9 protein-coding genes and 1 tRNA gene are annotated in these 16,302 nt (G+C 47.8%); 7 read left to right on the top strand and 3 right to left on the bottom strand.

Annotated features, from left to right (window positions below):
* Positions 1-102: 102 nt before the first annotated feature.
* Together MMG03_RS09730 and MMG03_RS09725 are read right to left on the bottom strand one after the other, a co-directional pair.
* Positions 103-429, bottom strand: coding sequence for a translation initiation factor (locus tag MMG03_RS09730; RefSeq protein WP_073159914.1), 327 nt, complete (start codon positions 427-429; stop codon positions 103-105).
* 105 nt (positions 430-534) lie between these two features.
* A complete protein-coding gene (locus MMG03_RS09725) occupies positions 535-8,436 on the bottom strand; it encodes a cadherin repeat domain-containing protein (protein ID WP_249506178.1) in 7,902 nt (2,633 codons plus the stop codon).
* 261 nt (positions 8,437-8,697) lie between these two features.
* Here MMG03_RS09725 and MMG03_RS09720 point away from each other — a divergent pair, with 261 nt between their 5' ends.
* The gene (locus MMG03_RS09720) at positions 8,698-9,765 is read left to right on the top strand and encodes a spermidine/putrescine ABC transporter substrate-binding protein (protein WP_249506177.1); all 1,068 of its coding nucleotides are present in this window, start codon (positions 8,698-8,700) and stop codon (positions 9,763-9,765) included.
* Positions 9,766-9,767: 2 nt separating this feature from the next.
* On the opposite strand, the gene MMG03_RS09715 is transcribed toward MMG03_RS09720, so the two are convergent.
* Positions 9,768-10,574 (bottom strand): exodeoxyribonuclease III, encoded by an 807-nt coding sequence (locus MMG03_RS09715; RefSeq protein WP_249506176.1) that lies wholly within the window; start codon positions 10,572-10,574, stop codon positions 9,768-9,770.
* A gap of 229 nt (positions 10,575-10,803) precedes the next feature.
* On the opposite strand from MMG03_RS09715, the gene MMG03_RS09710 reads away from it, so the two are divergent.
* The 6 genes from MMG03_RS09710 to MMG03_RS09685 all read left to right on the top strand — a co-directional run bounded on the left by MMG03_RS09710 (position 10,804) and on the right by MMG03_RS09685 (position 16,221).
* Positions 10,804-11,397 carry a hypothetical protein gene (locus MMG03_RS09710; RefSeq protein ID WP_073159906.1) on the top strand — a complete coding sequence of 198 codons (594 nt, stop codon included), beginning with the start codon at positions 10,804-10,806 and terminating at the stop codon, positions 11,395-11,397.
* 44 nt (positions 11,398-11,441) lie between these two features.
* Positions 11,442-12,332, top strand: coding sequence for an MBL fold metallo-hydrolase (locus MMG03_RS09705; RefSeq protein ID WP_249506175.1), 891 nt, complete (start codon positions 11,442-11,444; stop codon positions 12,330-12,332).
* Between the two features lie 20 nt (positions 12,333-12,352).
* Positions 12,353-13,129: a tRNA (guanosine(46)-N7)-methyltransferase TrmB gene (gene trmB, locus MMG03_RS09700; RefSeq protein WP_249506174.1), complete on the top strand. Its 777-nt coding sequence runs from the start codon at positions 12,353-12,355 to the stop codon at positions 13,127-13,129.
* A gap of 58 nt (positions 13,130-13,187) precedes the next feature.
* Entirely contained in the window at positions 13,188-14,840 is a 1,653-nt protein-coding gene (gene recN, locus MMG03_RS09695; protein WP_249506172.1) for a DNA repair protein RecN, read from the top strand.
* 31 nt (positions 14,841-14,871) lie between these two features.
* Positions 14,872-16,047, top strand: coding sequence for a CDP-diacylglycerol--glycerol-3-phosphate 3-phosphatidyltransferase (gene pgsA, locus MMG03_RS09690; protein ID WP_073159900.1), 1,176 nt, complete (start codon positions 14,872-14,874; stop codon positions 16,045-16,047).
* 100 nt (positions 16,048-16,147) lie between these two features.
* A tRNA-Met gene (locus MMG03_RS09685) sits at positions 16,148-16,221 on the top strand.
* Positions 16,222-16,302 lie beyond the last annotated feature (81 nt).

The raw sequence follows: 16,302 nt of genomic DNA, 5'->3' as shown, positions 1-16,302 counted from the left end.
AAGAACGTACTTTGGCACCGCCTCGTACACTTTTTATGTTAAAAATATGCTTTTTTGAGGGGAAACGTCAAGTATTCTTTACAATAGGTGATACAAATCAAGCTAACCGCCAGCTAATTTCACGGTAAAACCGCGTTTTTCCAGCTCAGCCTTCAAAATATTGCGTTTATCACCCTGAATTTCGATGGCAAAGTCCTTCACAGAACCGCCAACACCGCATTTCTGCTTCAACTGGCGTCCCAGTTCCTTCAGTTCATCCTCGTCCATGGGCACGCCGGTGACCACGCTAGCCATCTTGCCGCCACCCAGACGTTTTAACATGATACGGACGACTCCATCGCCCTTAGGGCGTTCAGCCTTAGGCTTTTCTTCCTTAATGCGGCCGACTCCGGTAGAATAGACAAGTGTAGAACGTTCTTCAATACCCATATTAAACCCTTTTCTGTTTTTTTCACAATTTTAGCAAAAGTTTTGCACGAAATAGCAAAAACGCCCGGATTATGTCCGGGCGTCTTCGCTTTTAAAAAGTTAGAGTTACTTCTCTGTCGGGCGCTTGTAACCGAAGCTCTTCAGCAGGTCATCATCGTTCTTGACCACGTCATTCTTCTTACGACCGTTGGAACTGGTCAGAGAAGGAATGTCGCAGCGAGCCTTGGCGCGGACAGAAGCTTCAACCTTGTAGAGGTAGGCGCCCGTAGCAATCAGACGTCCATCTTCAGCACGAACATTACCATTGATATCCGGCTTCAGTTCAAAGAACAGCTTCGACATACCAGTTTCATCGGTATAGTCGGGGTTGTTCATATCCTGGCTGAAGGTGTAGTAATCCACAAAGCCGCCGATCGTGGTGTAGATCCAGAGCTTGATGTTCACCTTGGTGTCATACAGGTTCAGCTTGCTCAGGTCATCGCCAGGCTTGTAGCTGTTCTGGACTTCATCAACGCAATGTTCCCTGACGTAGTCGGCGATAAGAATCTTGCCGTCATCCGGAACCTCTCCAGTCAGAGGATCAACGCCCTTGATATCACCAGAAGCGGCGTCAATACCTTCCTTAAGAACATACAGACCATCCTTGCTCAAGATGTCGTCCAAGGTTGCCAGGCCGTCCTTACCGGAGATAACGGGGAGCTTGACTTCCATGACCAAGGTGGGACCGAGGTGACCTTCATCTTCATCAAGACCCGGATACGGTTCCTTTCCGCTGCCCTTCTTGGTACCGAAGCTGCCACCCTTAATGGTTTCAACTTCCTTACCGGTCTTGGGATTCTGCACGGTTACAGCATAAGTCTGTCCCTCGGAGGGAGGATTCTTGCTGTAGTACTTATCAACCCTTTCCTTAGAAACTTCGGTCACCGGATTTTCAACAGAAAGCACAACATTCTTGCCGTCCTTCATGATTACGAATACAGTGTCGGAAGCCTCATTTCCGGCCTTATCACGGAAGAAGCGCACGATGGTATTACCACCAGGCTGCAATCCCTGTGTCGTAAGCGTATCCTGATTAACACCATCTACGGTCCAAATCACTTCCGTGAAGTTAGAATAGATAATGTCCCTGTTTGCAGGAGAAAGAATCACAACTTCAGGTTTAACCTTATCCAGCACAATGAATACGGAACTGGTCATGGAGTTGTTGCAGGCATCGGTATAAGTGTAAGACACATGGTAACCGATATCGCCACTAGCATTCTTGATCAGGTTACCCTTACGATCCACTGTGTAAGACACAAGCAAGGTATCCTTAGATTCCATAGTAGGCAGGTAAGATACGTTGTAGATACCCACAGTAGAAGTCTTGCTAGAAGCACCTTCCTGCTTACTTGCGGCACCGCTGGTCATCAGGTTGCCCTGAGCATCAGACATGAGGGCCACTCCAGTGTAAGCATCGGCATAGTAAGAAACCGTGATTTCGTTACCCTTCTGGTCCTTAGTGACATAGCTGACCTTAATGACTTCGATGTTTTCCACCTTGCCATTATCCTGAACAACAGGGACCTTCACCACGTCGCCATGCTTGTCTTCAGTGTAGCTGATAGTCACCTGGATGCCAGCCACCTTTTCGGTGTAAGACACATCGGTTTTGCCATCGGCCTTGACATTGCGCTTGGCATCGGCGGCAGCATCAAGATCCAGGGCCACAGTTTCCTTTACAACCTTGTCCAGGTTGGTGTAGGTCTTGGAATCAACCTTAGCCGTACCCAATTCCATAGAAATCACGATAACGGTATCTGCAGACTTTTTGTCGCCCAGCATTTCCTTGGCGGGATCGTGAATCTTAATAACCACATCGTTGGATTCGTGATTTACGTAAATCGTAGTATCAGAAACATCCGGAGTTTCGACGATGGTATAGATGTTATGAGCATTTGCAGCATCGCCATTAGCACTGATGGTCACCGTAGGCAGAGTGTTGCTATAGTAAATCACAACAGAATCCACGACGGAGGTGTTGGCTGTGGGATCCTTATATTCAACGCGGATCACGTTACGGCCAGGTACCAAGGTAGTAGAAGTGTCGTTATTAACGGTCCAGGTAGTCTTCTGATCCGGCAGAGTATATCCACCTCTCCAGTGAGCCGTGATATTAGACTGATTGGTATAGACGGTGTCGGGATTCTTGTAGGTGGAATCCTTTGTGACCACCTTTGTGATTTCCACATTGGATTGTTCCACAACATCGATCAACTTGATTCGAATAGTATCCACGGCAGAGAGCGTAGGATCATTTCGGTCAGTGACTTCAACAACCAGAATGTAGTCATGCTTGTCATTTTCGTAGTCAAGGACAGTCTTGGTGGAAATCATGCCACCCTGGCTAACACTGAACTTATCGGAATCACCACCGATGACAGTGACCACGTTATTCACGAAGGCCGGGTTAGAGACTCCCTTCAGGTCCTTATCATCACCAAATACAACCTGGCCTACGGTTGTACCCTTCGGCAGATTTTCCTTGATTTCGAAGTTACCGTCCTTAATAAAGGGAGGTTCATTTACGTCAACAATGTTGATGGTACGAATAACCGTATCAACCAAGGTCGGATCATTCTTAGCAACAACAACAAGAGTCAGCTCATGGAGATGTTCGGTGCTTTCATAATCAAGTTTAGAACTATCCTTGACAGTCACCACCAACTTATACACATCGCCATCCTTCACCTTTTCAATCTTGAAGAGAGAATCGGCACCGGATTTGTTGGTGTTGGTGAAATATACAGAATCGGCATCAATGCCATTCTTGCCTTCATCTTCATCCACGATAATGTATTCAAGGACCACAAGACCGGTCTTGGAATTTTCACGAACGTTTACAACAACCTTATCATTTACAGGATTCTTATAACCGCAATTTTCGGTGCAGCTGGAATCCGGAGGTGTAGTGGGCTTGCTGCAGTCATTGAACACAGCATCGCAAGTTCCCGGATCCTTGCACTTGGGATCGCTAGGATCGCACTCGGTCACAATCTTAGGACCTTCGTTCAAATCCTTCAAGGTAATAGTTACGGTAACAGTGGTGTCGTACTCAATATCGCTTACCTTCACATGGAAGACGAACTTATGATCAGGTACAGTTTCATAATTCAGAGCGGCACTATCCTTCACCAAAATATCCTTGCCCTTCATTTCGAAAGGTACGCCAGATTCAACAATGGTATAAGTCAAGGTACCAAATACGGTATTCTTCGTATCAGGATCGCTAGCGACCAAGGAACCAACCTTGGCACCCTTAGGCCTATTTTCGTAAATGGATTCGCTGAAGTCTTCTGCAACCGGAGCTTCGTTCACGTCAATAACGTTGATGGTACGAATCACGGTATCCTTCAAGTCGGACTTCTTGGGATCAGATACGGTAAGAACAAGTTCATGAACCGGCTCAACCTTTTCGTAGTCCAGTTTCGAGCCATCCTTGACAGAGACGACCAACTTATAGGTATCGCCCACCTTCACCTTTTCAACCTTGAAGAGAGAATCGGCGCCAGTCTTCTTGTTTTGGACATTGACGAAGTATACGGAATCCTTTTCGATGTCGCCGGCATCCTGGTCCTTGATGACATATTCAAACAGGACCATACCAGTCTTGGAATTTTCAGCCACGTTCACGAAAATCTTATCGGACTTGGGATCCTTATAGCCACAATCTTCAGTACAGGTGGAATCCGGAGGTGTGGTGGGCTTATCGCAATCCTTGATCGTAGCATCGCAGGAATTGCACTCAGGATCACTTTCATCACACTTTGTAATGATTTCCGGTTTTTCATTCTTGTCAATCAGTGAAATTGTTACAGTAACAGTCGTATCGTATTCGATATCGCTCACCTTCACATGGAAGACGAACTTATGATCCGGAACGGTTTCATAGTCCAGAGCAGTGCTATCCTTGACCAAGATGTCCTTGCCCTTCATTTCGAAAGGAACACCGGATTCAACAATGGTGTATGTCAAAGTACCGAAGACAGTGTTCTTTGTATCGGGATCGCTGGCCACCAAAGTACCAACCTTAGTGCCCTTGGGGGAATTTTCAGGAATAGAATCCTTGAAATCTTCCGCAGAAGGAGCTTCGTTCACGTCGATAACATTGATGGTACGTTTAACAGTATCCCTAAGAGTCAAGATAGTCGGGTCGGACACAACCAGATCAAGTTCATGAGTTGCCTTAACCTTTTCGTAGTCCAGCTTAGAGCCATCCTTCACGGTGACGACCAACTTATAGGTATCGCCATCCTTCACCTTTTCAATCTTGAAGAGGCTATCGGCGCCTGAGCCATTGGTATTCTCGAAGGATACGATATCCTTTTCGATATCACCGGCATCTTCGTCAACGATCAAGTATTCGAACAGGACCATACCGGTCTTGGAATTTTCAGCCACATTCACGAAAATCTTATCGGAACCAGGATCCTTATAACCGCAATTTTCCTTACAGGTGGAATCCGGAGGTGTGGTGGGATTATCGCAATCCTTGATTGTAGCATCGCAAGAATTGCATTCAGGATCACTTTCATCACACTTTGTTATAATGTCCGGTTTTTCATTCTTGTCGATCAGATTGACAGTCACGGAGACGGTGGAGTCAAGTTTACCATCGCTAACCGTTACGTGGAATACATACTGATGGTCCGTAACATCTTCATAGTTCAAGGCAGTGCTATCCTTGACCAAGATGTCCTTACCACTCATTTCAAAGGGGATACCAGATTCAACAATGGTGTAAGTCAAAGTGCTGAAAGACTTGTTCTTTGTATCAGGATCACCTGCCACCAAGGAACCCACCTTAGTACCGTTGGGAGACTTTTCCACGATGGAATCAAGGAAGTTACTTGCAAAGGGACGTTCATTGATGTCATTGACCTGAATTTTGGTCACTGCGGAAACGGAGGTGTCATTGTCGCTCAGAGTGAGAGTCACATCGAAGACATCATTGGGAAGATCTTCATAATTTACCAGGGAGCTATCCAAAACAAAGAGCTGAACATAAAGTTTGCCTTCATCCTTAATAACGCTAGTACTGAACAAGAGTTCTGCGCAAGAGGCGCCGCAAGCCAGATTGTTGTCCTTCAAGGAAACATTGAAGTCAGACGGTTCAGCATCGCTAGCGTCCGGATCCCTGATTTCAATCAAGCCAAGAACGGTTTCTTTAGCCACATGTTCATCGGTATCATAGAGGTCCTCGACATTCACAAATTCTGGGATATCATTACCGTCGGTCACATTGATAATCACTTCGGCAGAATCCTTCAGTCCACCGCCATCAACAACGTAGACGGTAACGCTAAAGGAATTCTTGGAATCATCTTCAAAGTCAATGTCTGCGCCGGTCTTAACAGAAATCACACCGGTCTTGGAATTGATTTCAAAATTACCGGAAGCATCCTTGATAGAGTAGGTCAGGTAACCCCAACCCTTAGGAGGATTCTTATTAAGGTCTTCATCATCAGCCAGCACCTTCTTCGGATCCTGGTTGTTAGCCTTACGAACCACAGAATCCACAGCAACAGCTTCCCTGCTAACACTAGGAATCTTGCCCGCATTTTCATCAACAACGAAAACCTGGCCCTGAACAACAACAGGCTTGTCGTTATCATCGTTAATTCGGATTGTTGCAGTAATGATATCTCTTAGGATATTGTCATCGTCATCGGTCTGACCATTACCATCGCTAACCACAATTCTTGCAACCAACACACTGTCAGAAGATTCATAGTTAAGAACAGCACCCTTCTTGGCAGAAAGGACACCGGTCGTAGGATCCAGTTCATAAAGTTCAAGAATTCGATCATGAACTGCTTCGGTGTATTTGTCTTCATACGTTGTACTGAAGGAATAAGTGAAAGCAACATCATCCTTGTCTTCGACACGAATAGTTTCCTTGGCGGGAACAGCACCATTCTTAGTGTCTACCATTTCGAGGAAATTATAGGTAGTGTCGTGAGCATCCGGAGGATCGTTTACAGGAATGATGTTGATGTACAGAGTATAGGTATCATCAGACAAAAGTCCATCACGCAAAACCCTAAACTTCAAGAAATCATACTTTTCACCAAAAGCATCCTCGGGCGGATTATAAACCAGATTCCAACCCATGGAACCATCCAAAATTCCAGAGGGAACGCCAACATATTTACCACCAATCTTACGATTATAGTCAACAGCTTCTTCCAAACCCTTATCATCGCCCCAGTTAACCATTGTCTTCAGGCTATCTTTCTTCGGGGGAGTTACGACATAGATACCGAAATCCCCTGCCCAGGGGTCGCCGCCCATTTCAAATATGGGGAAAATATCACGACTAAAGATGAACTTTTCATCTTCGATCACGTTGATTTCAAGACCATCGATACTGATTAACTGTTTATCGTTATCTTCAATTTCTAGCGGGAAATCACCACTAGAGCCACCATTCTTTTTCAGTTTTGCGCCAGACAAGTTTACGACGCGGAAAGTGATGCGTTCAGTTTCTTCAATTTCTTTATCATCCTTGATATAAACCAAGATCGGGGTAGCCAAATACTTTTCACCAACAACAAAAGAAACCGACTTCGTAGACTTTCCGCATATGGGGAATTTCGGATCCTTTTCCAGGTCAATATCGTCTTCGTCAGCGTAGTTTACGCCAGCTTCGGAACCGCCAAAGGCAAAGCAATATTCTAGAGAGATCTTTGTTTCCGCCTTTTTATCCAGCAGAATCTTAACGGTATCAACATCATGACCTTCTGCCAGGAGATACAGCTCTTCTCCAGCCTTGTTAAATTCAATGTCTACTTCGGGAGAGTTGTAAGGCACATAACGGAAGCCGGTACCATCAAAGTCCGTATCAACGGTAATCTTATTTGCAAGGAGCTGACCAGCAAGAATCATATGCTGAGCCACATTGATTGTTTTTTCAGAGATAAAGGTTCCCTGTAATGTATCAGTAACTGCATTAAATGTTTCAAATATGATGTCATTCTGTGTAAAGAACAACAACTCACCGCTGTATTTCTTATTCTCGACAATGGAGCCATTTCCAGACCAGACGCCCTTGTCCTTGTCAAACTTAGCGTCTTCGTCCATGTACATAATCTGAATCTTGGAACGAGGGCTCAAATTCAAACCATCCCGGAAAAACACGCGGGTCAGTCGGCCCTTCGGCTGCATTCTAAAAACGATCTTACCACCGTTGGAAATCGAAATACTTTCGATATAGATATCATAAGGGTTATCGCGATACTCATCATAAGGTACATCGATGTAGTGAATGCAGAAGTCATTACCATCTTTCAACCTACTCGCACATTCTGCACCATTCACCTTCAGAGCCGGACGCATTCCACCATCGGCGGCCTCGATCATTTTAGCATCGTAAAAAAACGAAGGGGCTTTCAAATCCGTTTTTACTTCGGGAATGGAATCCGGGCAGGAGGCCATATTCCGCAGAAGCCCCGCGCCAACAAACTTGGCATACTCAGGAGCATAATCCCCCCCTACACAATGGACACCCACCATGTAGTTCTCCTTACCCTGGAAGTTATTCGCCTGCAAAACACTAACTTTCCCATTGACTCGCATGGGGCCAGTCAGGATGGTATCAGGACCTTGGGCAAATATGACGTCACCGCCAATCATGATGGGACCACCCACCTTACTTTCACCATTCTGTCCCAATTTGAAGTCACCCGTTGCAGTACCAAACCAGCCAACGGAATCAGGAATCTTGATGTCCTTGTTTCCAAATTCAATGCCCTCGGCACCGAACATCTTGAACTTCATCAAGTAGTTCCATTCAAGTTGCTGTTCAGCACGCATCCCTCTCGGATCTTCGGTAACATTCTTGAAGTACAGGGGATACAGCGTATCTCGAATATCAACGCTTTCTTCAGCCCAAGTCAGACTGACAGCAGAGACTGCCATAGCAAGAGCCATGGCAAATTTTGCAAACTTATTCTTTCCAAACCACATTAGTTCATCTCCTTTAAGATGAAAACCAAACCAATGCCGACCAAGATAATCCAACCACGAACAACTTAGTCCGTAACTTTTTTAGTTACAATAGGTCAATATAAAAGTTTTACAATTTTTTTTCAACAGGAATATCTACACAACACCCCCAAAAGTGGGCTAAAATCGTCAAAAAACGGGTATTCAGTGACCTAAGGCATCATTTTTTACACAAAAGGCGTTTTTTTTATTACGATTTCCTTGTTATTTTTTCTCTTGTAAATGAAAAAGTTTTTTCTAATCACGTTTTCTTTCGTCTTCCTGGCCGTTTTCATGGCTGGCTGCAGAAGCGATCAGAACAAGGACCAAAACCCAAACAAAGTAACTGTAATGATTTACAGCGAATACTTTGACCCGTCCATGCTGACAGACTTCCAGATGAAGACCGGCTACAAACTCCACCTGGAACTTTACGAAGCCCAGGAAGAGATGATCAGCAAGATACAGACCTCCGGCAACAGTCAATATGACGTCATCATCGCCAGCGACGTGGTAATTCCGCAGCTGATCCGCCTGGGATTCATCGGAAAAATTGATACGAACCACGTGTTCAACCGAAGAAATATTGCAGAACAGTTCCTCAACCCGCCTTATGACACCACCAACGAATATTCCGTGCCTTACCTGTGGGGTACAACGGGAATCCTTTACCGCGACACAACCCTAAGCCCTTCTAAGGTCAGCTACAACACACTTTTGGATGAAAAAAGGAACAAAGGGTCCTTTAGCCTCCTTGACGAAAGCCGTTCCATGCTCAGCATGGCCCTTATGGCCAAGGGGTATGACGCAAACTCCACCGATCCCGAACAGATCAAAGCAGCCGCAGAGTACATCAAGGGCATTACCAAATCGAAGAACTTCCTAGGGTTTGACGGCTCTGTCAGCGGTAAAAACAAGGTCCTTTCTCGGCTAAACTGGGCCGCAGTGGTCTTTAACGGAGAAGCCATGGCCGCCATGACAGAAGATCCGACCTTACAGTTCGCCATTCCAATCGAGGGTTCCTTCATGTGGGTAGACGCCATGCTCCTGAGCAGCAAGGCCCCGAACCCTGAGGGAGCCTATGCCTTCATGAATTACATTCTCGACACCAAGACCGGGGCTAAATTGGCCAAATACATCAATTACGCCACCCCCAACAAGTCCTCATTGAACATCATCGACAGCGTTTTCAAGAAAAACAATGTAGTCAACCCCACCAGGGGCGACATTTCTCGACTGGTGTTCCTGAAAGATGTGGGCGAAGCCGTAGAATTCTACGATCAGGCCTGGGAATACATCAAACGAAGATAAAACTAGCCTTCGTTCTTCTTGATCGGAAGAGGGGCAAAGGGCGGTTCCAGCTCGATGCTGATGGGGCAATGGTCTGAACCCTTTACGTCGGTGTGGATTTCGGCGCTGACAATGTTAGGAACCAGGGCGGCATCTACAAAGGCATAGTCAATACGCCAGCCCACGTTACGGGCACGGGCGCCAAAACGGTTGCTCCACCAGGAATAGACGTCCTTGGTTTCGGGGTGCAGCTTGCGGAAGCTATCCACAAAGCCGTTTTCCACATACTTATCCATCCAGGCGCGTTCAATGGGCAGGAAGCCGCTGACATCGGCGTTTTCCTTGGGACGTGCAATATCGATTTCCTTGTGGCAGGTATTGTAGTCGCCAACGGTCACCACATGCTTGCCATCGTCCAACCAGCGCTTGCTGTTTTCAAGGAAGGCATCGTAGAAGCGGAGCTTGTAGTCGAGGCGGTCGTCGCCGGAGCCACCATTGGGGAAATAGATGCAGTTCAGCACCCAGTCCGGGAAGACCAACTGCAAAACACGGCCTTCGTCGTCAAATTCTTCGATATCGAAGCCGTAATTCACGCGATCAGGTTCAATCTGAGACAAGACACCCACCCCGCTGTAGCCTTTCTTGCGCTTACAGGCGTTCCAGTAGGCAAAATAGCCCTCGGGATGTGCAATAGCTTCGTCAATCTGATCTTCTTCTGCGCGCACTTCCTGCAGGCAGAGGATATCCGGCTTTGTGGAGCTAAACCAATCGGCAAAGCCTTTCTTGGCAGCAGATCTCAAGCCATTGACGTTCCAACTATAAATGTTCATTCGACACCTAATCTTTAGTTTCGGCGCCAAAGATAGCTTTTTTAGCCTGTCATTCAATGTCAAAAAAAGTGTTCGTTTTTTCACTTAGGGAGGTTCATGCCCAAAAACACACAAAAAAGCGACTTTGTTAAATTAAGTTTACAAAATGTACTTATAAAAACGTTAAATCTTTTTTAATTATCTTAATAAAAAAAACGCAAATCCAAATAATAAACGTATATTTAAAACCATGAAATCTAAAGTTCTGTTCTTATCTGGCATCGTATTTTCGTCTGCAATCTCCCTTTTGACTGGCTGCGCCGGTTCTTCCAGCGGAGAGAATCTTGAAGTTCCCACAAACCTGCCCCCCATCTGCCGAGACATCGACTTTGTGGAACAACCCGATATGCGCGAAATGTGCGGTGTAAGAACGGTCAAGAGCCGCGCCTATAAGAACATTCCTCAGCAGCGCTACCTGATCAAGCCTCAGGAAACTTCCATCGTCAAGAGCGGCAACATGCTGGAGCTCCGTTTCCAGAACTCCCTCCCCCTCTATCTGGACGGCCCTATCGTCGACGAAATGGAATTCAGCCAGGAAAAGCGCCTGCAGAAGATCAAGAACACTTACGATTATCACGAAATTTACAACAAGGGTGCAGAACGTATCCGCGTCTTCAAGATGGGCATCCCCACCGACCAGGGTAACATCTATAATTTCTGCTTCCGCATTCCCGAAAAGAAGGGTAACGCCCGTACTCGTAGCGTCGCCATGGGTAACCATATCGAAGCTCTGAGCTGTGCCGACTTTGATCGTCTGATCGAAGAGAATGCAAAGACCAAATAAATTGGTTTTTCTAAATTTGCGCCATAAAAATTGACTGGTTTTTAATGGCTGCAGAAAATAAATACATCCATAATGCCCTGAAGCAAGTTCATGTAGAAACACCGACCACTTCTGTGTCGGGTTTCTCTATTTCGGGGCTGGCCACCTACTTGCAGATGCCCGAACTGGATTTCTGCGTTGATTTGGGCGAATGCCCCCTGTCGGCCACCTCCATCAATCATGTATTTCTGACTCACGCCCATGGCGACCATGCTCGCTGCCTGATGCGTCATCACAGCCTGCGCAAGATGATGGGTGTAGAACGGGATAGCGTCTATTACATTCCCGAAAACATCGCGGAACGGGCCAAGGACTGGATCCGTGCCGAAGCCCTGTTCGAAGGGGTCGCCGAAAACAAGTTCCGTCTGCCCACCATTGTCCCCGTGGCCCCAAACGAATTGCAGTTCCTGGAGTACCGTAAGGACCTGGCCCTGGAAGCCTTTGAAGTAAAGCATTCCATACCGGCTATGGGCGGCACCATATACCATTACAAAAAAAAGTTGAAGGAAGAATTCCTGCAGAAAACCCCTGCCGAGCTGATCGCCCTCCGCGAAAACAAGGTGGAAATCACCCGCGAAGTTTACGAGCCCCTGGTCAGCTTCATGGGAGACTGCCTGGGAGAAAGCCTGCTGGACAACTACCGTGTTTTCCAGTCCAAGATTTTGATTACGGAATGCACATTCCTTTCGCCAGAAGATGAGGCCATGAGTGTAAAGAAAGGACACAGCCACATCAACCACATTGTACACGCCCTCAAGGAAATGGGCGACAGTGTCAAGTGCGAAAAGATCATCCTGAGCCATTTCTCCATGAAGTACTCCGACAAGTACATCCGCGATGTAATAGCCAAGGCTATTCCCGAAGAATTCAAGGATAAAATTGTGGTTCTGCTATAAGGCGTGCAAACCGAATAAAAATGGAAAAAGAAATTATGAACGAAGAAGCAAAAAACGAAGTTGAAGAAGTGGTTGAAGGCGCCGCCGCAGCCGCAGAAAAGGAAGTGGTCATTCCGGAATTTTTCCGCGACCTGAAGGAAGACGAAAACGCCAAGGCCCTTTGGCACTATGTATTCCGCACCAACGGTGACCGCAAGCCCATCGCCACACCCGACGGACTCCCCCACAAGCTGGACTTTGACTGGAAGGACATGTTCCCCACCCACAACGACCACATCGAAGTGGAAATCGGTTCCGGCAAGGGCAGCTTTATTTCGGACTATGCCGCCAAGCACCCAGACTATTTCATTATGGGTAGCGAATGGGATTACACCTGGGCCGCATTCGCCCAGCGCAAGATGGACAAGGCAGGCGTTCTGAACAACGCCAGCATGCTCCGCGGCGACGTATTCTATTTCCTCCGCGATTGCGTCAAGGACAATACCGTAGACGCCTTCCACATGTACTTCCCGGATCCGTGGCCCAAGGAACGCCACCACAAGAACCGCCTGCTCCGCCCCGACTTCCTGGAACAGGTGGCCCGCGTGATGAAGCCCGGCAAGCGTATTTTCTACTGGGGCACCGACCACAAGGAATACAACGAAGTGGCTCTTGAAGTGTTCGACAACTTCCCCGGCTGCAAGGTGCTGGTCCGCAACGAAGCTGAGCCTACCGAAGGTATCATGACCGGCTTTGAAAAGAAGTACCGCAAGGAAGGCCGCCCCATTTACCGCTCCATCATCGAGTTCGAGAAGTAAAAAAGCAACCTGTCCTTGTCATCTTTTGACATGCTATTTTTTCTAGTTTGTTTGCGGTATGTTAAAGCAGCTTTCTATTAATGGTTTCACCCTGATCTCGGAAGCGGAAGTTCCCTTCCGTCAGGGATTCACTGCAATCACCGGCGAAACCGGTGCTGGTAAGTCCGTTCTCCTGAAATCACTTCGCGTGGTTTGCGGAGACAAGGCTCAAGGGAGCTTTGTTCGTACTGGTGCCGACAAGGCCGTTGTGGAAGCCACCTTCGACATTTCTGGCGAAGATGACGTAAGGAACGTTCTCAAGGAACTGGAACTGGACGACGGAAATGACGAACTGATCATCCGCCGCGAAGTCCTGGAAAACGGCAAGGGCCGAGCCCGCGTAAACGGTTCCGTGGTCAACTTGTCTGACCTGCAGAAGCTGGGCGAAGAACTGATCCAGATGCACGGCCAGAGCGAACAGCTGCTGCTCCGCGACACCCGCACCCACGCCAAGATGCTGGACGACTACGCCGGCAACGGAAACCTGCTGACAGAATATGCGGGCCACTGGTCTGCATGGAACGGTATCAAGTCCAAGATTGTAGAAACCGAAGAAAAGGCCAAGAATCTTGCGGCCCAGAAGGACTTTTTAAAGTTCCAGTTCGAGGAACTTTCTAAGGCCAACCTGAAAGAAGGCGAAGAAGAAGCTCTTGAAGAAAAGGTAAACAGCGCCTCCAAGGTGGAAGCGGAACGCCGTTACCTGGATGAAGTCCAGGGAATTCTCGGCGGTGAAAACGGACTGTTAGACCAGGTGCAGTTGCTGCAGGCCAAGATGCGCACCCTGGCCGCCAAGGTTCCCGACTACGACGAAGATTTGAACGCCCTGGTTGAAGTGGCGGACCCCTTTGAAAGTATCTGCAAGGACTTGATGAGACTGTCGCCGTCTGCAGCGGTAAGTGCAGCAGACATCGATCGCGCCAATGCCCGCATCGCCCAGATCCAGAAATTGAAGCGCAAGTACCGCACCGACGTGGCAGGCCTTATGGAACTGACCGAGCAGCGTCGCACCGAACTGGACAGTCTTGAAAATCTGGACGCCGACCTTGAGGAACTGGAACGCCAGGCAAACAAGGAACAGGCGGAACTGAACCGCATCGCAGGCCTTTTGACCGAAGCCCGCAAGAACGCCGCCGAACGTTACGACAGCGCCGTCAGCGAAATTCTCCATAGTTTGGGCATGCCCAAGGCTGAATTCAAGACCTCCATCGAGGAACAGGCCCTCACGCCCAACGGCGCCGACCGCATTGAATTCCTGCTGGCCCCCAACCCCGGCGAAGGATTCAAGAGCCTGCAGAAGGCCGTTTCTGGCGGTGAACTTTCCCGTATGCTTCTGGCCATCAAGAGCGTTATGGCGGAACTGGACCGCGTGCCCCTGCTGATTTTTGACGAGGTGGACACCGGTATCAGCGGCGAAGTGGGAAACAGCATCGGAGACGCACTCCGCAAGTTGGGCAAGCACCACCAGATTTTGACCATCACCCACTTGCACCAGGTCGCCAGCCGCGCAGAGAACCAGCTGGCCGTCAGCAAGAAGGAAATTGACGGCAGAACCTTCACTTCTGTGGTCGAACTAGACCGAGATGGGCGTATCACCGAGATATCCCGCATGTTAGGGGGTGATTCCGATACAGTTCGCGAACACGCAAAACAATTGTTGGACGAAAACTTGTAGATTTTATACGGAATTTGTAGAGAACAAAAAAATGACTGAAGAAACTATCTTAACTGAAGAGAAAAAATCTGAAGTAAGACTACGCACTCGTATCTGGAGCGCTATGCGCGCTGTTGTCTTTTTAGCGGTCATCGCCTTCATCTGGCTTGGCATGGCCAAGACGGCCTGTGCATTTGTCGGCATCGCCTTGATCATGGGTTGGGTCAATCTTTACCAGCTCAGATCCCAGGAAATCGAAAAGCCCTATTACAGGTTGTGGCTGAACTTTATCGACGGGATGCTCTCCTTTACCGTTCTGACCAGCATTTTCATTCGCGACTTGATGCAGAATGACCAGGCGGAAAAGCTGCTGGCAGTAGGTTGCGTAGTTCTACTGGCAAGAACCATTGCGCACACTCTGTTTTCTCTTGGAGTTCTTCGCGAAGGAAAGACACTTCCCCGTAAGCGCCGCTGGAGCAAGCTTTCAAACATTTCTATTACAGTAACTATGGGTGTCTACCTGCTGAACCTGGAAGACTATCAGCAGATTGCCATGGTCACCAGCATCCTGCTGGTTCTTGCAGCAACAGCAGCTTACGCTTACTGGTACTACCGCGACCCCGCACACCGCAAGCCTCTTTCTATTGCTAGCCAGCTCACCATGAGCCGCATTGTTCTGACGCCTTTCTTCCTGTGGGTATTCTTCTACGACAACGACCTGAACTACAGCAACAACAGCCTGGTCTTTAAGACTTTGTCCTTAGTGATGGTTCTTGGCTTTATGCTGACCGATTTTCTGGATGGACATCTCGCCCGCAAAATGGGTGAAGTCAGCACCCTCGGAAAATATCTGGACCCCTTCAGCGATAAGATTTCCAACATGACCATTTTCATGTGCTTTATCGCAACAGGTTACGCACCCGTCTGGATGGTCGCGATTATTTACTTCCGCGAATCCAGCGTTGAAACCTTACGCACTCTGGCGGCAAGCGAAGGTCTGATTATGCCGGCCCGTCGCAGCGGTAAATGGAAGACAGCCCTCCAGGGCGCAGGCATTGTAGCCATTCTCCTAGGCGCTATTGACCCCGTGCGCATGATGATTCCCGGCTTTGATAGCATCTGGGAAAACTTCCCGCAGATTGTCATGGGCGTCATTACCACAGTGACTGTACTCAGTGGCGTAGACTACTTCGTTTCTAGCAAGCATATCCTTAAGAAGTTCGTCTAATCGGTATACCGATCTAGTCGGTACGTCCGACGGACAAAAAAAATGCACAAGAAGCCTTGACAATGTTCAAGGCTTTTTCTATATATGGTCTCAACATCGACGCGGGGTAGAGCAGTTGGTAGCTCGTCGGGCTCATAACCCGGAGGTCGCAGCGTTCAAGTCCTGCCCCCGCTACTAAAGAAAAGAGATCTAGTTTAGATCTCTTTTCTTTTTTGCATTTCCCCTAGTTAGCATTGTTTCCAAAACAACGTTATT

Origin of the sequence: Fibrobacter sp. HC4 (assembly GCF_023373925.1) — a bacterium.
GTDB lineage: Bacteria > Fibrobacterota > Fibrobacteria > Fibrobacterales > Fibrobacteraceae > Fibrobacter.
Note: the sequence above shows the minus strand (reverse complement) of the source record. Positions and strands in the feature narration are given on the sequence as shown.

Bases quoted from the DNA above. Each gene is read 5' to 3' on its own strand.
- MMG03_RS09705 (WP_249506175.1), top strand. From the start codon at position 11,442: ATGGCTGCAGAAAATAAATACATCCATAATGCCCTGAAGCAAGTTCAT.
- recN (WP_249506172.1), top strand. From the start codon at position 13,188: ATGTTAAAGCAGCTTTCTATTAATGGTTTCACCCTGATCTCGGAAGCG.
- MMG03_RS09710 (WP_073159906.1), top strand. From the start codon at position 10,804: ATGAAATCTAAAGTTCTGTTCTTATCTGGCATCGTATTTTCGTCTGCA.
- trmB (WP_249506174.1), top strand. From the start codon at position 12,353: ATGGAAAAAGAAATTATGAACGAAGAAGCAAAAAACGAAGTTGAAGAA.
- MMG03_RS09720 (WP_249506177.1), top strand. From the start codon at position 8,698: ATGAAAAAGTTTTTTCTAATCACGTTTTCTTTCGTCTTCCTGGCCGTT.
- MMG03_RS09730 (WP_073159914.1), bottom strand. From the start codon at position 429: ATGGGTATTGAAGAACGTTCTACACTTGTCTATTCTACCGGAGTCGGC.
- pgsA (WP_073159900.1), top strand. From the start codon at position 14,872: ATGACTGAAGAAACTATCTTAACTGAAGAGAAAAAATCTGAAGTAAGA.
- MMG03_RS09725 (WP_249506178.1), bottom strand. From the start codon at position 8,436: ATGTGGTTTGGAAAGAATAAGTTTGCAAAATTTGCCATGGCTCTTGCT.
- MMG03_RS09715 (WP_249506176.1), bottom strand. From the start codon at position 10,574: ATGAACATTTATAGTTGGAACGTCAATGGCTTGAGATCTGCTGCCAAG.